This is a genomic window from Litchfieldella qijiaojingensis (assembly GCF_014651875.1).
In the GTDB taxonomy this organism is placed as follows: domain Bacteria; phylum Pseudomonadota; class Gammaproteobacteria; order Pseudomonadales; family Halomonadaceae; genus Litchfieldella; species Litchfieldella qijiaojingensis.
In genome coordinates this window covers 76837-99478 of sequence record NZ_BMXS01000008.1, presented here as the reverse complement: position 1 = coordinate 99478, position 22642 = coordinate 76837, and the positions used below count along the sequence as shown (strand labels likewise).

Annotated in this window: 18 protein-coding genes; 10 read left to right on the top strand and 8 right to left on the bottom strand. The window is 62.8% G+C overall.

Annotation, left to right across the window (positions count from 1 at the left end; all coding sequences use genetic code 11):
• Positions 1–13 precede the first annotated feature (13 nt).
• Positions 14–1039 carry a GlxA family transcriptional regulator gene (locus tag IE093_RS09745; protein WP_189468611.1) on the bottom strand — a complete coding sequence of 342 codons (1026 nt, stop codon included), beginning with the start codon at positions 1037–1039 and terminating at the stop codon, positions 14–16.
• A 125-nt stretch (positions 1040–1164) separates the two neighbouring features.
• Here IE093_RS09745 and IE093_RS09740 point away from each other — a divergent pair, with 125 nt between their 5' ends.
• The 3 genes from IE093_RS09740 (at position 1165) to IE093_RS09730 (ending at position 4454) form a co-directional block, all read left to right on the top strand.
• Positions 1165–2232, top strand: a complete 1068-nt coding sequence (locus IE093_RS09740; protein ID WP_189468609.1) for an SAM-dependent methyltransferase — start codon at positions 1165–1167, stop codon at positions 2230–2232.
• A gap of 259 nt (positions 2233–2491) precedes the next feature.
• Positions 2492–3628 carry an alcohol dehydrogenase catalytic domain-containing protein gene (locus IE093_RS09735; protein WP_189468740.1) on the top strand — a complete coding sequence of 379 codons (1137 nt, stop codon included), beginning with the start codon at positions 2492–2494 and terminating at the stop codon, positions 3626–3628.
• 64 nt (positions 3629–3692) lie between these two features.
• On the top strand, positions 3693–4454 hold the full coding sequence (locus IE093_RS09730; RefSeq protein WP_189468607.1) for an aspartate racemase/maleate isomerase family protein: 762 nt from the start codon (positions 3693–3695) through the stop codon (positions 4452–4454).
• Positions 4455–4644: 190 nt separating this feature from the next.
• Here the strand turns inward: IE093_RS09730 and IE093_RS09725 are convergent, their stop codons facing one another.
• Positions 4645–5751 carry an ACP S-malonyltransferase gene (locus IE093_RS09725; RefSeq protein ID WP_189468605.1) on the bottom strand — a complete coding sequence of 369 codons (1107 nt, stop codon included), beginning with the start codon at positions 5749–5751 and terminating at the stop codon, positions 4645–4647.
• Positions 5748–7985, bottom strand: coding sequence for a thiamine pyrophosphate-dependent enzyme (locus tag IE093_RS09720; RefSeq protein WP_189468603.1), 2238 nt, complete (start codon positions 7983–7985; stop codon positions 5748–5750). Before IE093_RS09720 ends, IE093_RS09725 begins: the two co-directional genes overlap by 4 nt.
• A gap of 71 nt (positions 7986–8056) precedes the next feature.
• Here IE093_RS09720 and IE093_RS09715 point away from each other — a divergent pair, with 71 nt between their 5' ends.
• Both IE093_RS09715 and IE093_RS09710 read left to right on the top strand, forming a co-directional pair.
• A complete protein-coding gene (locus IE093_RS09715) occupies positions 8057–8548 on the top strand; it encodes a LysR substrate-binding domain-containing protein (protein ID WP_308427197.1) in 492 nt (163 codons plus the stop codon).
• Positions 8460–10043 carry a tetratricopeptide repeat protein gene (locus tag IE093_RS09710; RefSeq protein ID WP_189468599.1) on the top strand — a complete coding sequence of 528 codons (1584 nt, stop codon included), beginning with the start codon at positions 8460–8462 and terminating at the stop codon, positions 10041–10043. Before IE093_RS09715 ends, IE093_RS09710 begins: the two co-directional genes overlap by 89 nt.
• Before the next feature lie 25 nt (positions 10044–10068).
• Here the strand turns inward: IE093_RS09710 and IE093_RS09705 are convergent, their stop codons facing one another.
• Entirely contained in the window at positions 10069–12006 is a 1938-nt protein-coding gene (locus IE093_RS09705) for an aconitate hydratase (protein WP_189468596.1), read from the bottom strand.
• Positions 12007–12177: 171 nt separating this feature from the next.
• Between IE093_RS09705 and IE093_RS09700 the strand changes: the two genes are divergently transcribed.
• From IE093_RS09700 to iadA, 5 genes are all read left to right on the top strand, one after another.
• The gene (locus tag IE093_RS09700; protein ID WP_189468594.1) at positions 12178–13575 is read left to right on the top strand and encodes an esterase/lipase family protein; all 1398 of its coding nucleotides are present in this window, start codon (positions 12178–12180) and stop codon (positions 13573–13575) included.
• Positions 13576–13640: 65 nt separating this feature from the next.
• On the top strand, positions 13641–14444 hold the full coding sequence (locus IE093_RS09695; RefSeq protein WP_189468592.1) for a hypothetical protein: 804 nt from the start codon (positions 13641–13643) through the stop codon (positions 14442–14444).
• A 265-nt stretch (positions 14445–14709) separates the two neighbouring features.
• Positions 14710–15558, top strand: coding sequence for a cyanophycinase (locus IE093_RS09690; protein ID WP_189468590.1), 849 nt, complete (start codon positions 14710–14712; stop codon positions 15556–15558).
• Positions 15555–18176 carry a cyanophycin synthetase gene (gene cphA, locus IE093_RS09685; protein ID WP_189468588.1) on the top strand — a complete coding sequence of 874 codons (2622 nt, stop codon included), beginning with the start codon at positions 15555–15557 and terminating at the stop codon, positions 18174–18176. The genes IE093_RS09690 and cphA overlap by 4 nt, the downstream gene beginning before the upstream one ends.
• 43 nt (positions 18177–18219) lie before the next feature.
• A complete protein-coding gene (gene iadA, locus IE093_RS09680) occupies positions 18220–19386 on the top strand; it encodes a beta-aspartyl-peptidase (RefSeq protein WP_189468586.1) in 1167 nt (388 codons plus the stop codon).
• 108 nt (positions 19387–19494) lie between these two features.
• Here iadA and IE093_RS09675 read toward each other — a convergent pair whose 3' ends face one another.
• The 4 genes from IE093_RS09675 to gtdA form a co-directional block, all read right to left on the bottom strand.
• On the bottom strand, positions 19495–19971 hold the full coding sequence (locus tag IE093_RS09675) for a MarR family winged helix-turn-helix transcriptional regulator (protein ID WP_189468584.1): 477 nt from the start codon (positions 19969–19971) through the stop codon (positions 19495–19497).
• Between the two features lie 93 nt (positions 19972–20064).
• Entirely contained in the window at positions 20065–20712 is a 648-nt protein-coding gene (gene maiA, locus IE093_RS09670; protein ID WP_189468582.1) for a maleylacetoacetate isomerase, read from the bottom strand.
• Positions 20709–21416 carry a fumarylacetoacetate hydrolase family protein gene (locus IE093_RS09665; protein WP_189468580.1) on the bottom strand — a complete coding sequence of 236 codons (708 nt, stop codon included), beginning with the start codon at positions 21414–21416 and terminating at the stop codon, positions 20709–20711. Before IE093_RS09665 ends, maiA begins: the two co-directional genes overlap by 4 nt.
• A gap of 131 nt (positions 21417–21547) precedes the next feature.
• Entirely contained in the window at positions 21548–22597 is a 1050-nt protein-coding gene (gene gtdA / locus IE093_RS09660; RefSeq protein ID WP_189468578.1) for a gentisate 1,2-dioxygenase, read from the bottom strand.
• Positions 22598–22642: the final 45 nt, after the last annotated feature.

The following is a 22642-nucleotide window of genomic DNA, read 5'->3' as shown; positions in this document are numbered from 1 at the left end:
GTTGGTTTTCAGGCTAGTGAGATTGCTCGCTGCCGGGCACATTGAATTTTCGTCGGTGTGCGCCGGGAGTGATGCCTACCTGGCGCTTGAAAAGTCGCCGGAAGAAGGCTGGATCTTCGTAGCCTACTTCCCAGGCGATCTCGTCGATGGGATGGGGGGTACGCTCGAGCAGGCGCTTCGCCTCGTTCAGGCGCAGGGCTTGCACGTATTGAATCGGGGTATAGCCAGTTGCCTTCGTGAACCGCCGCTTGAAACTACGCTCTGAGGTCTCACAGTACTCAGCCATCTTCTCCACTGGCGAGTGGCAGTCGAGGTGTTGTGCGATCCAGCGCTGGGCACGCGCTATCACTGCATCGCCGTGATCGAACGGTGGGGTGAAAACGGCATACGCCGCCATGCCGTCGGTATGCAGGTCGAAGGCGAAGAACTTGGCAACGGCCTGAGCCGCCGCCGTTCCCAGGTGCCGGGCGATTAGATAAAGCGCTAGGTCGTGCCACGACGAGGATGCACCGGACATCACCAGTTCATGCCGTTCGCCCTCGATGATCAGCGCTTTTTCCAAGCGAAGGGTGACCGCGGGGAAATTGCGTCGGAAAGTATCGGCATAGGCCCAGTGCATGGTGGCCGTGCGCCCGTCGAGCAGGCCGGTCTCTGCCATCAGCAGGGTTCCGGAACATGCCGAACACAGCTCCGCTCCCTCTTCGTGCATCGCAATGAGCCAGTCCACGAGTTCGGGATGTCGGCCGGTTTGCCAGTTGCCGTCCGCCACCATTATCGACGGCATGATGACCATGTCCGTATGTTCCACGTCATCGAGAGGCCGTACCCGTGGCAGCGTCAGACCACCGTTCAAGGACACGGGGCCGTTGCCCGAGGCCACGATATCGACCGTGAACGGCGGATGCCGACGGAGCGACTCGTCGAACCATCCCAAGACTCCGAAGCAGTCGAAGACATCATGCAGTCCCGCCAGCGTGCCGACGATGATGTCCGGTGTCGCCACCAGGCTGACATGCTTGGCAGAGGGTATGTCACTCATACCTGGCAAAGTGGCAGATACGGACCGGTTCTGCCACTTCCCCCTCTCACATTCCGACCTGTCCGGCGCGACCCTGACCTTGGAGGCAACCTCCCTCCGAAACAGTCGACAGAGGAGGACGCGATATGAGCCTGAATCAAGACAAGCACGAACAATTCGTCGACCATGCCCTGGGCGATCTCAAGGGCGGCATGCTGATGCTGATGACCTACCTGGGAGACCGGCTCGGATTGTTTCGTGCGCTCGCCGAGCGGTCGATGACCAGTCAGGAACTCGCCGATGCGACTCACTTGCAGGAGCGTTATGTGCGCGAGTGGTTGTCTGCGGTGACCTGTGGCGGCTATGTCGATTACGATCCTGCCAGTCAAACCTTTACCCTGCCCCCGGAACATGCGCCGGTGCTGGTGGACGGGCGCAGTTCGGTCTTCTTGGGCGGCCTGTATCAGGAGATGCTGGCGTTGTGGCAAGTCCTGCCTGGTTTGATGGAGAAGTTCCGCAATGGTGGCGGATTGGCGATCGATAGCTATGGCCGAGAGTGGTGGGATGGCATGGAGCGGTTCACCGCCACTTGGTTCGAGAACTTCCTGTTGCAGGAATGGGTACCCAAGGCAAACGGTCTGAAAGCACGGCTGGAGAATGGTGCACATGTCGCCGACATTGGCTGTGGCCGGGGTCAGGCCCTGGTCAAACTTGCCCAGGCCTTCCCCAACATGACCGCCGTTGGCTACGACCTTTCCGACACCAACCTGGAGGGTGCCAAACGCCTGGCCGAACGGGCTGGCGTCGCTGACCGCATTCACTTCCGCAAGCGCGACGTCCACGATGGCCTGTCGGAGCCTTATGACATCGCGTTCACCTTCGACGCCGTGCATGACTTCAAGGATCCACAACAGGCTTTTGAGGCGATTTACCGAAGCCTGCGTGATGACGGCGCCTGGCTGTTGCTGGAGTTCCGCGTGGGTGACCACCTGGAAGACAACATCGGTCCCATCGGCGCGATGTTCTACGCCTGGAGCGTGACCTATTGCATGACGACGTCGCTGGGCATGCGGGGCGTTGGGCTCGGCACCTGTGGCCTGCCGGAATCGCGGGTGCGCAAGATGGCCGACAAGGCCGGCTTCGCTCGAGTCGAGGTTGTCCCATTCGACAACCCCTTCAACAAGGTCTACGTGGCCGAGAAGACGGCAGCGTGACGGCGGTGGAGGCGGGGCCACCCGCCTCCTTCGTTCCCATTCCTGCCATGACGCTGCTATGCCTCGTCGCGGTGTTTGGTCTGGCGAAGCCGCTCAATCGCCAGTTCTATCAACGAACTTCAAGTCCAGGATACTAGTGGGGAACAGGACACTAGGGCGGCAGTACCATAGTTTGCTATGGTCGGGATTAGAGGTGGCGGCCAACATTAGGAGGCTTATCGTGACTCCTGATCCCCATTCGGAAAACGTACCCGACACCATGGCGGCCATGCTGCTGACCGGGCATGGTGGCATCGACAAGCTGGTCTACCGCCAAGATGTGCCCACCCCCAAGCCCGCCAGAGGCGAGGTACTGGTGAAGGTCACGGCGACGGCGAAGAACAATACCGACCGCAAGGCGCGTGAGGGCCTTTACCCCACGGAGGATAAAGGCGATGTGACGTCATTCCAGATCGGCGGCTCGCCAACCTTGACCTTCCCGCGCATCCAAGGTGCCGATGTGGCCGGGCGTGTGGTTGCCGTCGGTGAAGGTGTGGACGCCGAGCGTATCGGGCAGCGTGGATTGCTGGACTTCAATCTCTATGCTGATGAGCGCCGCGACATCAATCTGACCCCGGATTACTACGGGCACGGCGCCGACGGCGGCTTTGCCGAGTACATCGCCGTGCCGTCGGATCAGTTTCATGCAGTGGGAAACCCCGAATTTGCCGATGCACAGCTCGCCGCCATGGGCATGTGCTCCTACCAGACGGCCCTGCACATGCTGAATTCAGCCAGCGTGAAAGCCGGTGAACGCGTGCTGGTCACTGGCGCCAGCGGGGGAGTGGGCACGGCGCTGATTCAGTTATGCCGCATCATGGGGGCGATTCCCTATGCCCTCAGCCAGCAGGACAAGTCTGATGCGCTGCTCAAGCTTGGCGCGGAGGCCGTGCTGGACCGCTCGAACATGCAGAATTTCACTGACAAGGTACGTGCAGTGACTCAGGATCACCCCATCGATGCGGTGATGGACCTGGTCGGCGGCGAGATGACCAACTGCTTCATCGACACCATGATCTTCGATATGAAGCGCCGCACCAGCTACCCGCGTCTGAGCATTGCCGGGGCGAGTGGTGGCAATGTCAGCGAGATCATGTGGACCCGAATCTACTTGTACCAGGTACAGATCTTCGGTGTCTCACACGGCACTCGCGAAGAGGCCGAGCAACTGGTGGAGTGGATCCGTTCCAGTCAGCTGAAGCCGGTATTGCACGCAGCGTTCAAGCTATCCGACCTGCATGAAGCCGAGACCTACTTCGTCAATCGCAGCAGCAACTATCTGGGCAAGATCGTGATCGTCCCGGACTCGCAGTGGCAAGAGCATGGTGCGCCCTATGCGTTGGGGAAAACCTCATGAGTGTCGTGATATTGCTCGTACTCCATGACGGTGGTGCGATCTTGCCCAAAGGACACATCGATAAATGATCGGGGATTGCGATATGCCAATGAAGAGGTGTTTGGGAATTCTTCTTCCCGAGGATGGACCACCCGATTACGAGTGGTATGAGCTTGATGAGAGTTCAGCCTTTCGAAAGGGCAATCTTCCCCTGATCGAAGTTGGGAAAGTCATGAGCGATGGCCATCATGAGCCAGCTGCTCTATTGGCTCTAGGCGCAACGGATCGACTATCACGGGTTGCTGAACCGCTAGTGAGGGATGGTGCTCAAGCCCTGGTCTGGGCGTGTACCAGTGGGAGTTTCATTGGCGGGTTGGAATGGGCCAAAGCCCAAGCCAACGAGCTCGAAAAAGATCTTGGGGTACCGGTCACCAGCACAGCGCTTGCCTTCCATGATGCCTTATCGGCGCTCGGCTATCGGCACGTGGATATACTAAGTCCCTATCCGGAAGATGTGACCAAGCAACTGGTCGGTTTTTTGTATGAAAGTAATGTGCTGGTAGAGAATGTCAAGGCGCTTGATTGCACTTATGCCGCGGATTCTCATCAATTGGATATAGTAGAGGAGGTACGTGCTTTCTGTGCCGAACATGGAAGTTCGGGTAACCCTTTGCTTATTCCCGATACGGCGATCAATACCCTGGAATTGGTCGAGACGATGAATCGTCAGGCAGGCAGGGGCGTGCTCACGGCCAACCAGGTAAGCTTATGGGCAGGGTTGAAGCTTATGAAATGGCCAAGGCAGCCGGCAACATACCTGAACTGCCTTGCCGGTTCGTCACGATGATGCCAATGGGATAGCGTCATCTGCGAAAAAAAGTCGCTGAATGGCAAGCGCTTATTTGAGTGTGGCGTGCTCCCCTGTGCCTTCGGGGATTTTTATTGTTGTGAGTTTTTCGTTGTAAATTTTATAAGCCCAAGCTGGCATCGGAAAACATGCTACCAACGTGCCGTAGCATCGGCCTGGAGAAGCTCGGTTACAACCCTACTTTCGTAGAGTACTTGCTTGGCACAAGCATACACCGCTGCTCCTCGATGCCCATGCTGAGCAGCAGTGGATCCGCCTCTTGGCGGGCCTGAAAGGTTGCTTTGCTGTCCAGACCTCGCCAGCCCTGTTGGATAAGCACTTGAGCCGTAGCGCCGCCCAAGCTGGTGCCGGGACCGAGGATCACGATGCGGTCCGGCGCGAACTCGCGCACCGCGACGCGTAGCGCGGTGGTGAAATCAAAGGGAGCCACCAACTGTTCTCCCAAGGTGTAATCCCACAGTGCCTCGGGGTCGGTACTCCAAGGCGTCCAGATATGGCCGCGTCCGTCGATCAGTGGCACTTTCGGTGTGGCGAAGGGCGCGAGTGGTAGTCGCTGACGCGCGACGTCGCGCACCGCTCGTTGCATCGGGGTGTGGAAGGCGGCGTGTTGATGCAGCCGCATGGGAAAGCGCTCGCGTGGTGGTAACGCCGCCATGAGTCTTGCCAGGCCTGTCTCGTTGCCGCCGAACACCAACATGCCACCCAGATCGATGGAGAGATAGAGTTCGGCACCGTCTTCGCCGTGAATTCGCTCTATCAATGTCAACATTTCGCGGCGCTGGGCCCACTGTGGCCGCCACTGCTCGTCCACCCAGGGGTAAAGCACTTGCCCGCCGGCCAGGGTGTCCTGCATCAGTTTGCCCATGGCGGCGATCAACTCGAACGCGTCGTCGTGGCCAAGGGCGCCCCCAGCCGCCAATGCGATATACCAGCCCATCGAATTGCCAGTGATTGCGGCGATCTCGTAGCGTTCAGAGTCGATGGCCTGTAGATCGGCCAGCGCGCAAGCGTATATCAACGGTGAGGCGTGTTCTCCTCGTCCATGCAGATTGGCTCGAAAGGGAATGTCCGCATCCAGTTCGCTGAGTGTCGGCAGTCCCGCGTCGCGGCGTCTTGCATCGAAACGCGAAAGCCACGTCGCGTTGGCGGCGTTGCGGGTCAAGGTACCCCATTCCGCCTGGTTGTAGGTGCCGCGTCCGGGACAGACGATCAGCAGTTGCTCGCGGGCCGAGTCGCTGCTCTTGTCATTGTTGGTGGCGGTGGTGGCCTGACTCATGCCTTGTCGCTCCCTGCCATTGTCTTGTTACTTCTCGCCGCAGCCAGCTTGCCGATTCGTTTTCTGGACATACCCACTGAGCGGTGGGCGTATTCGACAATGGCCGCCACCGAGGGCAGCGTCACCGTTGCCGCCCGGCCCAGCGGAATGAAGCTGTCCTCGGCGGTAAGCCGCTGCAGCCGCTCGCCTGCCACGCCACGTTCGACCAAGGCGGTGATCAGTTCCTCGCTGACGGAGCCGCTACGGCGACATTCATCCACCACTAGGATCTGCGCGCAGTCGCACACCCGTCGGTACACGGCGTCGTGGTCGATGGAAGTTAGCCAGCGCAGGTCGATGATGCGCAGGTCGATTCCCTCGGCTTCCAGCTGGGCGGCGGCCTGGCGAGAGAGAAAGACCCCGTTGCCGTAAGTGAGGATGGCGAGTTCGCGCCCTTCGCCCCACTGGCCGAGTTCGCCCACCGGCAAGTGGTATTCCGGCCCCGGGTCGGCGAAGCACCACTGCTGGTCATCCGCCCCAAGCAGGTCGCGGTTGTGGTAGAGCGCGATGGGTTCGAGCAACACCACCACGCGCTGCTCCTCGTCGGCCAAGCGCACCGCCTCCTGCAGCAGGCCCACCGCGTCGGCGGCGTTAGACGGACAGGCCACCAGCAGGCCGGGGATATCGCGCAGCACGGCGATGGCATTGTCGTTGTGGAAGTGGCCGCCGAAGCCCTTCTGGTAACCGAGCCCGGCGATGCGCACGACCATGGGATTGGTGAGTTGGCCATTGGAGAAGAAGCTGAGCGTGGCGGCCTCGCCGCGCAATTGATCCTCGGCGTTGTGCAGGTAGGCGAGGAACTGGATTTCCAGGATCGGTATCAGGCCGTTCTGGGCCAGGCCGATGCCGAGCCCCAGAATGCTCTGCTCGTCGAGCAGGGTGTCGATCACCCGGTGCGGCCCGAACTTGGCCTGCAGCCGTTGGGTGACACCGTAGACACCTCCTTTGCGGCCGATGTCCTCACCGGCCATCACCAGATGCGGATAGCAGCTCATCAAGCGCTGCAGGGCTTGGTTGAGCAGTTTGGCCATGGGCGCGGGGGTGGTGTCCACCTCGCCTTGCCATGGGCGTCGACGACTTGGGCGGGGCGGTGGCACGATGCTGGCCATGACCTGTTCGGGGGTTGCCAGCTTGGGACGGCGAATTGCCTCTTCGGCCACCCGGGCCACGCGCTCGCCAATCGCATGGTAGAGCTTGGCGATGGCATCGTTGTCGAGTACGCCGTGGCGACGCAGCAGGCCGGCGCTGAAGAGCAGCGGGTCGTGTGCCTCGTCGGCCTTGATCTGCTGTGGCGTGAGGTAGGCCTGTTGGGCATCGGAGCCGGCATGGCCGAACAGCCGCACGCAGCGCATATGCAGGAACACGGGCTGCTTGCGGGAGCGCGCGATACGGGCGGCCTCGCGAGCAGCCCGCCATGTGTCGAGCAGGTCGAGGCCATCGCAGCTCAGGTAGTGGAAGCCTGGCCGTGAGCGCATGCTGGCCTCGATCCAGCCGCGTGGGGTGGGAGTGGAAATGCCGATGCCGTTGTCTTCGCATACCATCACCAGTGGCATTGGCGAGCCCTGGTAAGCCGCCCAGCCAGCGGCATTGAGCGCCCCCTGCGCGGTGGAGTGGTTGAAGGAGGCGTCGCCGAAGCTGCACAGCACCACGCTGTGGGCGGGCCACTCGCCGCCGCCCAGACGCAGACGCCGCCAGAGCCCCAGGCCATAGGCCGCGCCCATCGCCTTGGGCAGGTGCGAGGCGATGGTACTGGTCTGAGGCGGGATGTTGAGCGCTTTCGAACCCAGTACCTTGTGCCGGCCGCCGGAGATTGGATCTTCCGCTGAAGCGGCGAAGCTCAGCAGCAGGTCCCACAACGGTGTCTGGCCCGGTACGGCACGGCTGCGCTGGATCAGGAAAGCGGCGTCGCGATAGTGCAGGAAGGCCGGATCCGTCGGTCGCAGGGCGCGGGCGATGGCGGCGTTGCCCTCGTGGCCGGCACTGCCGATGGTATAGAAGGCCTCGCCCCGAGCCTGTAGACGTCGGGCGTGCAGGTCCAGATGACGGCTCATCAACTGGGACTCGAACAGTTCGACCAGGCCGGTCGCATCGAGCCCGACTGCGTCAAGCGTCCAGGCGTGTGCAGGCTCGGGCCAGTCATCTTCGCCTAGGGCGGCGAGGAAACGCGCTTCCTGGGGCAAGGGTTCTAGCGACATGGCGGCTCCGGGCAATGTTCTAGTGTTGCCTAGAGCGTAGCGTGTCTGTTTGCTAAAGGGAGAATAAAGGGCTGCCATTCATTTGGCGTCAACCCTGTGCCGCCATGGAGCGGCTGGCCGAGGCCATGAACGATAGCGGTGTTCGCTGCCAGGTTCGGGCGCGGCTGCGTACCATCGAATACACCTTGGGGCTGGTAGCCGCCGGTGTTGGGGCTTCCCTGGTTCCTGCCTGGCCGGACATCCTTGCCCGCACGGACGTTCAGTGCCGTTCGCTGGAGGGACTGGACATCCATCAGACCATCGGCATTGCCTATCCGGCGCGAGGCGCCACGCCAGCGCTGGAGCCGCTACTGGAGCTCGCAAGGGAGATCAACACCAGGGGAGAGAATGATTGGCATGGCGTCCAGAGCGTCTCCCGACAACACTGTGGGGTAGCACTGCGCTTTGAGCGTTGGAGATTCGGGAGACAGCTCCATGCGATTCATCCCTATTGCTGCGTCGCTGGTGGCTGGCTATGCCGTGGCCGCGATCGTCGTGTCCCTGCCCATGATGGCCCAGGCTGACTCGGGTGTCCCGCTTCATGAGGGCATGGGCGAGTACGGTCGCTCCGTCACCACCGAGTCGGCGCGGGCCCAAGCCCATTTCGACCAGGGCCTGCGCTTGGCCTATGGATTTGCCAGAGAGGAGGCCGCCCGTTCGTTTCAGGCGGCTCAGACGCATGATCCGGCCTGTGCCATGTGCTATTGGGGCGAGGCCTGGGTGCTGGGACCGTATCTGAACAATCCGCATGGCGTGGGGGATCCGAACGATGCCTATGCCGCGGCCAGCAAAGCGCTCGAGAGGGTAGATGCCGCAGCGCCTTGGGAACGCGCACTGATCGAGGCCATGAGCGTGCGTTATCCCGCGCCCGGAGGCGATACCGATCGGGACGAAGCCACCCGGCGCTACGCCGAGGTGATGGCCGAGGCGGCAGCGGAGCATCCCAACGATCCCGACGTGCGCACCTTGTATGCTGAAGCGCTGATGATGTTGCGCCCCTGGGATCTCTACCGCGCGGATGGCGAGCCGTATCCGCAGACCCACACCCTCATCGAGGAGCTTGAGGCGGTACTTGCCGAGGATCTCGGTCATCCTGGTGCCTGCCATCACTATATCCATGCCGTGGAGGCCTACCGGCCGGCACGTGCCGAGGCTTGTGCCGATGTGCTGGCGGATACGATCCCGGGAGTGAGTCATATCCAGCACATGCCTTCACACATTTACATGAACATCGGTCGTTACGGCGATGCCGTGCGTGTCAACCAGAATGCCCGTATGGTCGATCAGTCGGCACGCTTCGGCGAGGGTGTGAGTGTCTATGCTTCGCACAACACCCTGATGTTGCTGTTTGCCGCCTGGATGGACGGGCAGAGCGGTGTGGCGCTGTCGGCCGCGCGTGACATCGCCCGTGAAAGGCCCAGCGAGGCTTTCCAGGTCCCTTTGCAGCTCGTCCGTTTCGGCCGCTGGGACGAACTGCTCGAACGGAAGACGGTGTCCGAGGCGTCGTTCCAGACTGGGATGTGGCACTTCGCACAAGGCCTGGCGCAACTGCGCACCACGAATGCCTCGGTGGCCAGGGAGAACTTGGAGAGTCTACGAGGCATCCGTGAGTCTTCCTCCGAAGATACGGCCTACCGGCGCCATGTATTGTTGGGCATCGCGGAGCATATCCTGGCCGGTGAGATTGCCGCTGAGGAGGGGCGTTTCGATGCCGCCCGGGAGCAACTGCGCGAGGCCATTACCCTGGAAGATGGACTGCCTTATAGCGAGCCCGAACCCTGGCCGCTCCCCGCGCGCCATTTCCTGGGCGCGATCCTGCTCGATGCCGGCAAGGCACGGGAAGCGGAAACCGTCTACCGCGAAGCGCTGGAGATCCACCCGGACAACGGCTGGTCGCTCAAGGGGCTGGCTCAGAGCCTCGCCGCCCAAGGCCGGGAGGCGGATGCCGCCCGGATCGAGCGCGAGTTCGAGCAAGCCTGGCAGCGGGCCGACGTGTGGCTGCCGGCGTCCCGCTTCTGAGCGCCCCGCGGGCGGCGAGTCGAGGCTATGATTCCACACGCACCAGGTTGATGAGGCTGCCGTGGCGGATCATGTCGATCTGACGTGTCGACAGGCCGTGGTGCATGACGTAGCGCTGGTTCCTGGTCTTGTTGTGCAGGGTGATCTCGCTGCCACTGTCGAGCATGTCGACGATATCATTGAGGGCCAGTTCGTCGCCCTGCTCAATGGCATCAAGGTCATTCGGGTTGGCAAAGGTCAGCGGTACGACGCCGAAATTGGCGAGGTTCTGCCAGTGGATACGTCCGTAGGAAATGGCGCATACCGCACGCAGCCCCAGATAGCGTGGCGCGATGGCGGCGTGTTCGCGACTGGAGCCCTGACCGTAGTTCCTGCCGGCGACGATGAAGAATCCATCGCCGCCCAGTGCCTTGGCATGTTGACTAAAATCCTTGTCGATGGCGCGGAACACATGCTCGGCGATGGCCGGGATGTTGCTGCGCAGCGGCAGTACCTCGGCGCCGGCCGGCATGATTTCATCGGTGGAGACATCATCCGCCACCTTCAACAGCACCGGGCCGCTGAACCTGGCCGGAATAGGATCGAATTCTGGCAGGCTCTTGACGTTGGGACCCTTGATCAGCTCCACCAGGCCGCTGTCACCGGCCGGGGCATCGAGCATCTCACGGTTGATTGACATCGTTTCGGGCTCCTGGAAGCGCGGGTAGTCCATGTCCAGGTCGCGGGGGTCGGTGATCTTACCGGTGAGGGCGGATGCCGTGGCGGTTTCCGGGCTGCACAGGAACACCCGGTCTTCCGGGGTGCCGGAGCGACCGGGAAAGTTGCGCGGCACGGTACGCAGGCTGTTGCGGCCGGTGGCTGGGGCCTGGCCCATGCCGATGCAGCCGTTGCAGCCGGCCTGGTGCAGCCGGGCACCGGCGCGGATCAGTCGCGACAGGTAGCTCTCGTTGGAAAGGTTCTCGAGGATCTGCCGCGATGTGGGGTTGACGTCGAACGACACCCCTAGCTGCACGTGGCGGCCTTCGACCATCATCGCCGGCACGGCGAAATCACGGAATCCGGGGTTGGCCGAGGAACCGATGTAGGCCTGATAGATCTCCTCGCCGGCCACTTCGCGAACTGGCTTGACGTTGCCTGGGCTGCTGGGTAGGGCGATCAGCGGTTCGAGTGCGGAAAGATCGAGGCTGACGTATTCGTCGTAGTTAGCGCCATCGTCGGCGAGCAGTTCGCTCCAGTCGTCGCCGCGCTCCTGTCGTTCCAGAAAGCGCCGCACCTCGCCGTCGGAGGGAAACACCGTGGTGGTGGCACCCATCTCGGTGCCCATGTTGGCGATCACGTGGCGGTCCATGGCGCTCAGCGCGTCGAGACCGGGGCCATGGTATTCGAAGACCTTACCAACGCCACCCTTGACACCGAAACGACGTAGCATCTCCAGTATCACGTCCTTGGCGCTGACCCAATCGGGCAATTTGCCGGTCAACTCGACACCCACTATTCGAGGCATGTTCAGATATAGCGGCTTGCCGGCCATGGCCAGGGCAACTTCCAGGCCGCCAGCGCCGGTGGCGAACATGCCCAGTGCACCGGCAGCCGGCGTGTGGCTGTCCGAACCAACCAGGGTCTTGCCGGGGATACCGAAGCGTTCCTGATGGACCGGATGACTGACTCCATTGCCCGCCGGACTGAACCATATTCCGAACTTGCGGCAGGCACTGTGCAGGAACAGGTGGTCGTCGGGATTCTTGAAATCTTCCTGGAACAGGTTGTGATCCACGTATTGGGCCGAGAGCTCGGTTTGCACGCGACCGAGTTGCATGGCCTCGAACTCTTGCATGACCAGTGTGCCGGTGGCGTCCTGGGTCAGGGTCTGGTCGATCGACAGCCCGATTTCCTCGCCTGGCGTCATGTGCCCGGACACCAGGTGGGATTCGATCAATTTCTGGGTCACATTGAGGCGGGTCATGAAGTACTCCTGTCTCGATGTATGCTTCAGTCTAGCAGTCGATTATCGGCCACCGGTTAAGTGGAAATTGCTCGATGGACGCTCCCTGCCCGGAATATCGACTAATCTTTCAGGGAGGCCTGGCTCAGTCGAACCACTCGTTGCGGCGATGACGGTACACTGGAGGGAACCATGGCGACTCGCCCCCTGATCATCCTGCATGGCTGGAACGATAGCGGTGAATCCTTCGACCGACTGGCGGAGCACCTGAGCAGGAAACTACCCTCCGCCGAAGTCCAGTTGGTTTCCATTGGCGACTATCTATCCAAGAGCGATGACCTCCGCTTCGATGACCTGCAGGCCGCGCTGGAGCGTGCCTGGACAAAACGCGGACTGCCACGCGATGCCGGTAGTGCGGACGTTATCGTACACTCCACCGGTGGCCTGGTGATCCGTGACTGGCTGCAGCGGCATTTCAAGGCCGATATGTCGCCGATCAAGCATCTGGTGATGCTGGCGCCAGCCAATTTCGGCTCGCCGCTGGCCCATGTGGGCCGCTCGATACTGGGCCGTGTCGCCAACGGTTTTTTCAGCCGCCAGGAAGGTCAGGCGGTTTTCGATACTGGGGCGATGCTGCTGCAGGGGCTCGAACTGGCCAGCCCCTTTTCCTGGGAACTGGCCATGCGTGATCGCTTCTCCGACGATACCGGCATGTTCGCGGTCGGTCGTACCCTGTGCACCGTGCTGGTCGGCAATACGGGCTACAACGGCATTCGTTCGGTGGCCAACGAGGTGGGGGGCGATGGCACCGTGAGGATCTCCACCGCGAACCTGAACTGTGCCTACGTTCATATCGATTTCTCCGAGCAGGAGCGCGAGGGGCAAAGGAGAACGGTACCGACCCTGGCGGCTCGGCATCATTCATCCGGGCGTACGGCATTTCGAGTGATGAATCGGATCGATCATTCGGCCATCAAGCTGAATGTGTCCGCCGGCAATTTCAGTCAGGCGCAGAAGGAGGTGCTGGAACTCATCGTTCGCGCCTTGACGGTCGAGGATGCGGAGTTCGAGGCGTTTTGCCACGAATGTGAACAAGCCAACGCTGCGTTGACCAAGGGGCTCGGTAACAGCAGGGGAAAACCCGGATATCAGAATACGCTGGTCCGGGTGCGGGACCAGTTCGCCATGCCCGTCACCGATTACATGATCGAGTTCTACGATCCGCGCGGCGGCCGGCGTGATGGTGGGCGGCTGGCGCGAGCGATCCACGAGGAGGCGATTCAAGGCGTCCATTGCTACCAGGCCGATTCCTCGTTTCGCAGCTTGTATATCGATACCTGGAAGTTGCTGACCGAGGTTGCCAGGGCCGATACCCAACTGGGATTCTCGATTACTGCCAGCCCCATGCTGGGGGAAGACGAGAGCATGGTGGTCGGTTTCAACACTTTCGCCGACGAGGATATCGAAGACTTGTGTCTGGACGAGGAACAACTGGCCGAGTTCTTTCAGCCGCACCGCACCTTGCTGGTGGACATCGAATTGCAGCGTACCCAGGTACCCATCGTGTTTGAGTTGCGCGATCCCAAATAACAGAACGTAAAAAGAGTAGCGGAACGATAAGCGACGGCGACGAACGTCGCGAGGAGAGTGGGTCCATGAGCGTAACACTGACCCAGGCCCTGCGCCGCGAGTACGAGGAGTTGTTCGAAAGCTGCCTGATTCGCTCGGAACATCAAGCCAGCGTCGAACGGGTCGTCGACCATTTGTGCGAGCAACGCTCCCGCTACCAGAGTGTCGGCGAGCAGCAGGGGATTCCTTGGGGATTCGTGGCGGTCGTGCACAACATGGAGTCGAGCGGTGACTTCTCGCGCCATCTGCACAATGGCGATACGTTGGAACGACGCACCGTGCATGTACCGAAAGGGCGGCCGAAACAGGGGAGCCCGCCCTTCACCTGGGAAGAGAGCGCCGGCGACGCGCTGTCGCTCAAGCGCCTGGGAGCGGAAATCGACTGGAGCCTGGCCGGCACGCTCTATCAGCTCGAGCGCTACAATGGTTGGGGCTATCGGCTCTTCCATCCGCATGTGCTCTCGCCCTACCTGTGGAGCTTTTCCAACCATTACCAGCGTGGCAAATACGTTGCTGACGGTACCTGGTCCGATACGGCGGTGTCGAAACAATGTGGAGGCGCGGTGCTGTTACGACGCCTGGCGGAGAAGGGCGAGATCGATTTCCAGGATCGCCCATCGCCACGAACCAAGCGCAAGCCGCTGATCTGCAGTTATTCGATGAGCAGGTCTCGCAGCGCGGCGGTCGTCGCGAGCGTGGAAGCCTTGCAGCGCTGGCTGAATACCTTCCCGGGGCTTTTCGTCAAGGTGGATGGTATTCCCGGCGAGCGGACTTCGGAAGCTTACCGCAAGGTGACCGGTAACTATCTTCCGGGTGACCCCCGTACCTAGGGCCGTTGACAATTATTAATGGAGGGCAATCTGATTTAGCATGGTCGGATTTGGATGAATGATGACCCGGCTAATTTCAGCACCGTGCCGACTCTACGCTGATGACACCGTCGGCATCAGTCACGCGCTTCCTCTGGCCGCGACGGGGGATGGCTGCTATACCATCAAATAATGGGGTGCGAGCATCAGGATATTCAGCAATTTGCCCGCCCGGCCATTGATTCAATGTTTCCCTTAAAAGCGTCGCTGGGCGACGAACGGGATTATGACATCTCAGCTGACCGCCACACCTGGCCACATCGTGGCGATCGGCGGTGCCGAGGATAAGACATCCGATCTCGAAATCCTGAAACAGGTTTTCGCTCTCGCCCCCGTGGGCAGTCACGAGGTCGCCGTCATCGCCACGGCCAGCAGCATTCCCGATCAGGTGCTTCCCGACTACGAAGCCGCCTTTACACGCCTGGGCGCCAGCCGTGTCCATGCGCTTAACATCCAGGATCGCAAGCAAGCCGCCGACGCCAGAAATGTCAGTCTGATCGAGCAAAGCGGCGTGATTTTCTTCACCGGCGGTGACCAGCTGCGCCTGACCAATGTGCTGGGCGGTTCGGCGACGCTGAATGCTATTCGCGAACGCCTGCTGGCCAGCGCCGTCGTGGCCGGCACCAGTGCCGGCGCGGCGGCTTTGCCGGGGACCATGATCTACAATGGCAACGCTGCGGATGCCCTGCGCAAGGGTGCCGTCAACATGACCTCCGGCCTTGGCTTCGTCGATGGGCTCATCATCGACAGTCACTTTCTCGAACGCGGGCGTTTCACTCGCCTGATGGAGGTCGGGGCGAGCAACCCGGAGCACCTGGGCGTGGGGCTTGGCGAGGATGCCGCCGTGATCATTCACCCGAACCGGATTCTCGAAGCCATCGGGCCGGGGCATGTCATCCTCATCGACAGCCGCGACCTGGCGAGCTCGAATATCACCGAGCTGTCGATGGGGGGGGCGGTGGCCATCGAGAACATGATCCTCCATGCGATGGTCAGCGGCCATGGGTTCGATGTCGATGCACGACGCTATCTCGTCACCGACGAACTCAGTGCCTTGCTGGAGGATAGCCGATGAACATTCTCGAACACCGGGCCCTGCGAGGCCCGAACTACTATAGCCGCTACCCGACCTTCTTCATGCGCCTGGACATCGGCGAGCTCGAGGAGCGGCCAAGCGATACCGTCAACGGCATCGTCGAGCGTATCACCGGGCTCATCCCGACCCTGCAGGAGCATCGCTGCTCGGTCGGCCGCCCCGGCGGCTTTCTGGAGCGGCTGGCGCGTGGCACCTGGGCCGGCCACGTCGTGGAACATGTCGCGATCGAGTTGCAGAACCTGATCGGCTTCTCGGTCGGCTACGGCAAGACCATCGACACCTACGAGACCGGTGTCTACAACGTGGTCTACCGCTATCGAGACGAGGCCTGTGGCCTGGCGGCCGGCGTTGAAGCCGTCGATTTCGTCACCCGGCTGTTCAACGGGGATGAGATCGACATGCCGGCGATCATCGCCCGCCTCAAGGAGGTGCGCGACGCCCACATGCTGGGCCCCTCCACCGCGTCGATCGTCGACGCGGCCAAGCGCCGCGGCATCCCCTTCGCCCGCCTGAGTGAGGAGAGCAGCTACGTGCAACTGGGGCACGGCCACCTCCAGCAGCGTATCCAGGCGACGGTGACGTGGCGCACCAGCCTGCTTGGCCACGGCATCGCCGACGACAAGGACTGGACCAAGCAGATTCTCGGCGATGCCGGCATCCCGATACCGATCGGACAGATTTGTGGATCGCTCGATGAGGCGCTCGAGGCCGCGCGCAGCATCGGTTATCCGGTGGTGGCGAAGCCGCTGAGCGGCAACCATGGCCGCGGTGTGAGCACCAACCTCCATGATGAGCAGGCTCTGCGCGACGCCTACGAGACCGCCTCCCGGCAGCATTCGTCGGTCATCGTCGAGCAGCACATCCAGGGCGAGGACCATCGCCTGCTGGTGATCGACGGCAAGCTCGTGGCCGCGGCCCGGCGGCGCCCGGCCCATGTGGTCGGTGACGGAGAATCCACGTTGCAGGAACTGGTGGACCAGGCAAACCAGGACCCCCGTCGCGGCGTCGGCCACGAGAACCTGCTCACCCGGATTCACCTGGATGAGCAGTCGCAGCGGCTGATCGACCAGCAGAACCTGACCCTGCAGAGCGTGATCGCCAAGGACGAGATCGTGTACCTGAAGTCCACGGCGAACCTGAGCTCCGGGGGCACGGCCACGGATGTGACCGACGACGTCCACCCGGAGGTGCATTATGCAGCGGAACGGATCGCGCGGCTGATCGGGCTCGACATCATCGGCATCGACCTCCTCGCCGAGACCCTGACCCGACCGCTGGAAGAACAGGCTGCGGCGGTGGTCGAGGTCAATGCCGGGCCGGGGTTTCGCATGCATCTGTCCCCGACCCACGGGCAGGGGCGTGATGTCGGCCACCACGTCATCGACATGCTGTTCCCCGAGGGTAGCGATGGCCGCATTCCCATCACCGCGGTTACCGGCACCAACGGCAAGACGACGACGGTGCGACTGCTCTCGCACCTGCTGCGCCACGCCGGGCGGAAGGTCGGCATGGCCTGTACCGGCACCATCGAGATCGACAACCACGTGATCATGCGCGGCGACTACAGCGGCCCGCAGGCGGCCGCCATCGTGCTTCGCGAGCCCACCGTCGAGCATGCCGTGCTCGAGGTGGCCCGGGGGGGCATCATGCGTCGTGGCCTGGGCTTCGACGAGTGCGACGTGGGCGTGCTGCTCAATATCGCCAGCGATCACCTGGGCGAATACGACCTCTATACGCTCGACGATCTGGCGCGCTGCAAGACGGTGGTCATCGACGCCGTGCGCGAAGGGGGGACCGCCGTGCTCAATGCCGACGACCCCCACGTGCTGGAGGGCCAGGAATGGGCGCGCGGCAACATCATCTTCTTCACCCTGGACCCCGACTCGCGCGCCATCCGTCAACATGTTCGTGAACACGGCGTGGCCTTCACCATCCACAAGGAGCGCATCGTGATGCGCCAGGGCCGCGTCGAGGCCGAGATCATTCCCGTCGTCGATGTGCCCATCACCTTCGAGGGGCATGCCCGCTTCAACGTCGCCAATGCCCTGGCCGCCAGCGCCGCCGGCTACGCGCTGGGGCTCAGCATCGCCGATATCCAGACGGGGCTGCAGACCTTTCATCCCACGCCTGGCCAGAATCCCGGGCGCACCAATCTCGTGGCGGCCGACGGTGTCCAGGTGCTCATTGACTACGGCCACAATGTGCCGGCGCTCGAGGCGCTCGACGAGCTCGTCAGCAGCCTCCCGGCGCGTCGCCGCATCAGCGTGGCGAGTGCCCCCGGCAATCGTCGCGACGAGGACCTCATGGCCCTGGGCGCGCAACTCGCCAGGATGCACGATGTCATGTTCATCTGTGAAACCCATCTGCGCGGACGTGCCGCCGGCGAGGCCGCCGGGTTACTGCGCGGTGGCGCGGCGGCGGCGGAAGATGCCTGCGAACTCGAGATCGTCCTCGACGAGCACATGGCTATCGAAAGGGCCTTCGATGAAGCCCAGGAGGGCGACTTGCTGGTATTGCTGATCGATGACATCGACAGCGCCATCGAACGCCTCAGGGGGCGCCGCTTCCCGTCCGCCACGCCGGTTGACGGGAGCTGAGCGCCACTCGGATCCACGCCTCTGGCTCAACTGGTGACCGTCCATGATGGCCTGCAATGATCAAGATGCCCGGCTGGTGACCCTGTTGCGGGTCGGCCGTCTTTACGCGCCGGAGCCGCGCGAGGAAGTCGACATGCTGATCGCGGACGGACGCATCGCGGCGCTGGGACGCGACCTCGCCGTGCCGGAAGGTTGGCCCGTGCGTCTGGTGGAGGCTCGCGATCTCACCGCTGTACCCGCCTTCATCGATCAGCATGTCCACGTCACCGGCGGTGGCGGCGAGGGGGGCTGCGTCACGCGCTGCCCGGAGATCACCGCCGCCGAGATCGCCGCCATGGGCATCGGCACCGTGGTGGGTGTGCTCGGCACCGACAGCATCAGCCGCTCGCCGGCGGACCTGCTGGCCAAGGTGCGCGGCCTGCGTGCCGAAGGCATTGCGGCCTACATGTACACCGGCGCCTACCGCGTGCCGCCGCCGACCCTCACCGGCGACGTCCAGCGCGACCTGGCTTGGATTCCCGAGGTCATCGGCCTGGGCGAGCTGGCGATCTCGGATCACCGCTCCAGCCAGCCGCGTCAGGACGAGATCGAGCGGTTGGTCAGCGAGGTGCGCGCCGGCGCCATGCTGGCCGGCAAGCGCGGCATCTGTCACTTCCATGTCGGCGACGGCGACCGCGGCCTGGAACCGCTGCGCCGGCTGCTGTCCGAGACTGAGATTCCCGCCGACCAGGTGATCCCCACCCACGTCAATCGCCATCGCGAGTTACTCGACGAGGCGGCGGACTACGCGCGCACCTTCGGCGCCAGCATCGACCTGACTGCCTTCGAGGATCCCGGCGAGGAGGGGCTCTCCGCCTTCGACGCGGTGGCCGTGTTGCTCGAGCGCGGCGTACCGCGGGAGCGCATCACCATCAGCTCCGACTGCAACGGCAGCCTGCCCGAGTTCGACGCCCAGGGCGGCTACGTGGGCATGCGCGTGGCACGCAACACCACCCTGATCGCCGACTGGCAGCGCCTGGTGCGCGAGGAAATTCTGCCACTCGAGCATGCCCTGGACCTGATCGCCGGCAACGTCGCCCGAGTGCTCGGGCTGCAGGCCCACAAGGGGCGGCTGGCCGTGGGCTTTGATGCCGACGTGACCCTGCTCGACAGCGAACTTCAGCCCCGGAGGACATTCGTGGCGGGCCGCTGCGTCTACAGCGAGGGGTAGAACGGGTGCCAATCGGAGAGATATCCAGCCAAGACCGGGCCTAGCGCATATAGACAGTGTGCCAGCGATCGAAGGTGTCGGGCAGATCACAGGCGCTGTCGAAGCGTGTCAGGCCTTGGCTTGCTGGCGAATCGGAACCCGGCTCAGGTTGTTGTTTTCGTCGGCGATCTTGGCGAGCAGCCGGCTTAGCACCTGGCGCTCGCTTTCTTCCAGCGGTGCGAGGATGTCTTCTTGGGTGTCGGCGACCGCCGACTCGGCGGCATTGCGCAGTCGTTTGCCTTCCTCGGTGAGGGTCACCAGCATTGAGCGCCGGTCTTCGGGGTTGCGGTGACGAGTGACCAGGCCACGCTCCTCGAGCTTCTTGACTACCACCGCCACGGTGTTGCGGTCCAGTGCGGTGAAGCCGCCCAGGGTGATCTGGTCGAGCGCGCCTTTCTCCTCCAGCGCCGACAGGATCACGTATTGGAGTTGGGTCAGATTGTAGGCTTCGCACTTCTTGAGAAAGATCGCCACGCTGATCTGATGGCAGCGTCGCAGCAGATTGCCGGGTAGCGAGTTGGCCTGGGTCAGGGGCGAGCCGGTCATGGTGTCGTATATCCTGGGTCGTATTGGTTAACGAGCCGCCGCCAAGCCTTGGCGACGGCTTCCCTGACCGATGTTGGCAGTATCGACGGCCTGTCAGTTCGCATGGGGGTGATGCTCGGGCAGCGCATCGACGATGGCCGGCAGTTCGAGGCAGTGGTCATGGATCGCCTGTAGAGTGGGATAGGGCGACATGTCCACGTCGAAGCGCCGGTTATTGGCTACTTGGGCGAACAGGCAGATATCGGCCAGGCCGGGTGTGTCACCATAGCAGAACCGGCCACGCCGGGCATCCGAGGCCAGCTGTTTCTCCAGCGATGCGAAGCCTTCGTCGACCCAGTGGCGGAACCACTCGGCGACGCCCTCTTCGCTGACGCCGAGCTGTTGGTCGAGGTACTGCAGTACGCGCAGGTTGTTGAGCGGGTGGATGTCGCAGGACACGGCGTGGGCCAGGCCACGCACCCAGGCGCGGTCTAGGGCCGATTCGGGCAGCAGCGCCGGTTCGGGGTGCTGCCCGTCGAGGTAGTCGATGATCGCCAGCGACTGGTTGAGTATGGTGCCGTCCTCGAGCTGCAGGGCCGGTACCAGGCCCTGCGGGTTGAGTTCGAGGAAGGCCTCGGCGCGATGTTCCTTCTTCCGCAGCACGTAGGAGACGTGCTCGTAGGCTAGCCCCTTGAGGTTCAGGGCCGCACGGACCCTGACCGAGGCGGAGCTGCGAAAGAAGTTGTGCAGGACCAGGTTCATAGGCCCTCCCGCGGCGCCACGATACGGATTGAATGGCTGCCGACGCCGTCGATGCCGCCAGTGACCTGGTCGCCGATCTGCAGTGGGCCGACGCCGGCCGGGGTGCCGGTGTAGATCAGGTCGCCCGGACGAATGCGCATGGTATGCGAGAGGATCGAGACGATCTCCTGCACGTCCCAGATCAGGTCGGCGATGTCCTGGTCCTGCTTGATCTCGTCGTTGACGGCGAGCCAGATGCGCCCCTTGCTCGGATGGCCGATCTCGCTGGCCTTGCGCAGCGGAGAGATCACCGCGGACTCATCGAACGCTTTGCCCCAGTCCCAAGGACGCCCCTTCTCGCGGGCCTCTAGTTGCAGGTCGCGGCGAGTCAGGTCGTTACCGGCAGCGTAGCCGTAGATGTAATCGTTGGCTTGCTCGACCGGGATCTGGAAGCCTGCCTTGCCGATGGCGACGACCAGTTCCATTTCATAATGGAAATTCTGGGTTTCCGGGGGATAGGGCACATCGCTGCCATCGGGTACGATGGCGTCGGCCGGCTTGGTGAAGAAGAACGGGAATTCGCGGCTCGGGTCGCGGCCCATCTCGCGGGCGTGGGCTTCGTAGTTACGGCCCACGCAGAAGATGCGGCGAACCGGGAAGCGTTTGTCGTCGCCCTCGATGGCGACGCTGGTGATGGGTTGCGGATCGAAAACGTAGTCGGTCATGGTGATAACTCCTGATTATCAGTCACTTTCTCGGGAGCAGGCCTTCGCGAAGGCGCTGTGAACCCTTCCTTGGGCGCTACATTCGCTTCGACCTGCCCCCGGGTGATGCTCTAGTAGTGTTAAAGGCGTTCTTAATGATCGCCGCGGGCTTCGCGCCAGATGCCCAGCTTCTGCTGCGCGACGCGGTCGGAATAGCTGAACAGCACGGCGTCCTCGCCGGGCTCGTGGACCACCGGGTACCAGCTGGGTACCACGAAGATGTCCTTGGGTTTCCAGTGAAAGGTGGTGTTGCCGATGGTGGTGGTGCCGCTGCCTTCGATGACGCTGAACACGGTGGCGTCGGTGGAGCGATAGGGCGCGGTCTTGAAACCCTTGGGCAAGAGCTGCACGAAGGGCGAGATGGTTGGCATCGCCCAGCCACCGTCCACGGGGTTGACGTAGCGCATCTTGAGCCCGTGGCACGGGTCCCACTCGTCGCGGCGGCGCATGGTCTCGAGTGCCTCGCGGGTGCGGGCATAGGGGTAGTTGAAGATCGGCGAGGCCAGCCCCTTCCGCTCGAAGTCCACCGGCAGCATGTTGGCGCCGTAGCGGGCCAGGGAGTCGCCGGTGGGCTTGGTGATCTCCTGCATGTCCTCGCCGAGGCCCTCGGCGAAGGAGGCGTCGAAGAACGACAGCATGGGGATGTCGAGGCCGTCCATCCAGATCATCGGCGTGTCGGAGTCATTGCCGTGATCGTGCCAGGCCTGGGGTGGGGTGATCACGAAGTCGCCGACTTCCATGAGGGTGCGCTCGCCGTTGACCGCGGTACAGGCGCCGCCGCCGTCCATCACGAAGCGCAGTGCCGACTGGCTGTGGCGGTGGGCCGGGGCCACCTCACCGGGCAGCACCAGTTGCAGGCCGGCGTACAGTGAGGTGGTGATACGGCTCTGGCCGCGCAGGCCCGGGTTCTGGAGGATCAGCACCCGGCGCTCGGCCTCCTTGGCGGTGATCAGGCCGCCGGCCTCCATCAGCAGCTCGCGAGCCGGGGCGAACTCCCACAGATGGGGAATGCAGTCGCTCTTCGGGGTCGGGGTGACGATGCCGCTGAGCACGTTCCACAGCGCGCTGTAGTTTTGCTTGTCGATCTTCTGGTAATAGGCCTCGCGCTCGGGCGAGCTCTGGGGCTTTTCGATCAGTGACATGGATTGTCCTCTTGTGCACCTGCTGGGTGTGGCACTGTTCAAGGT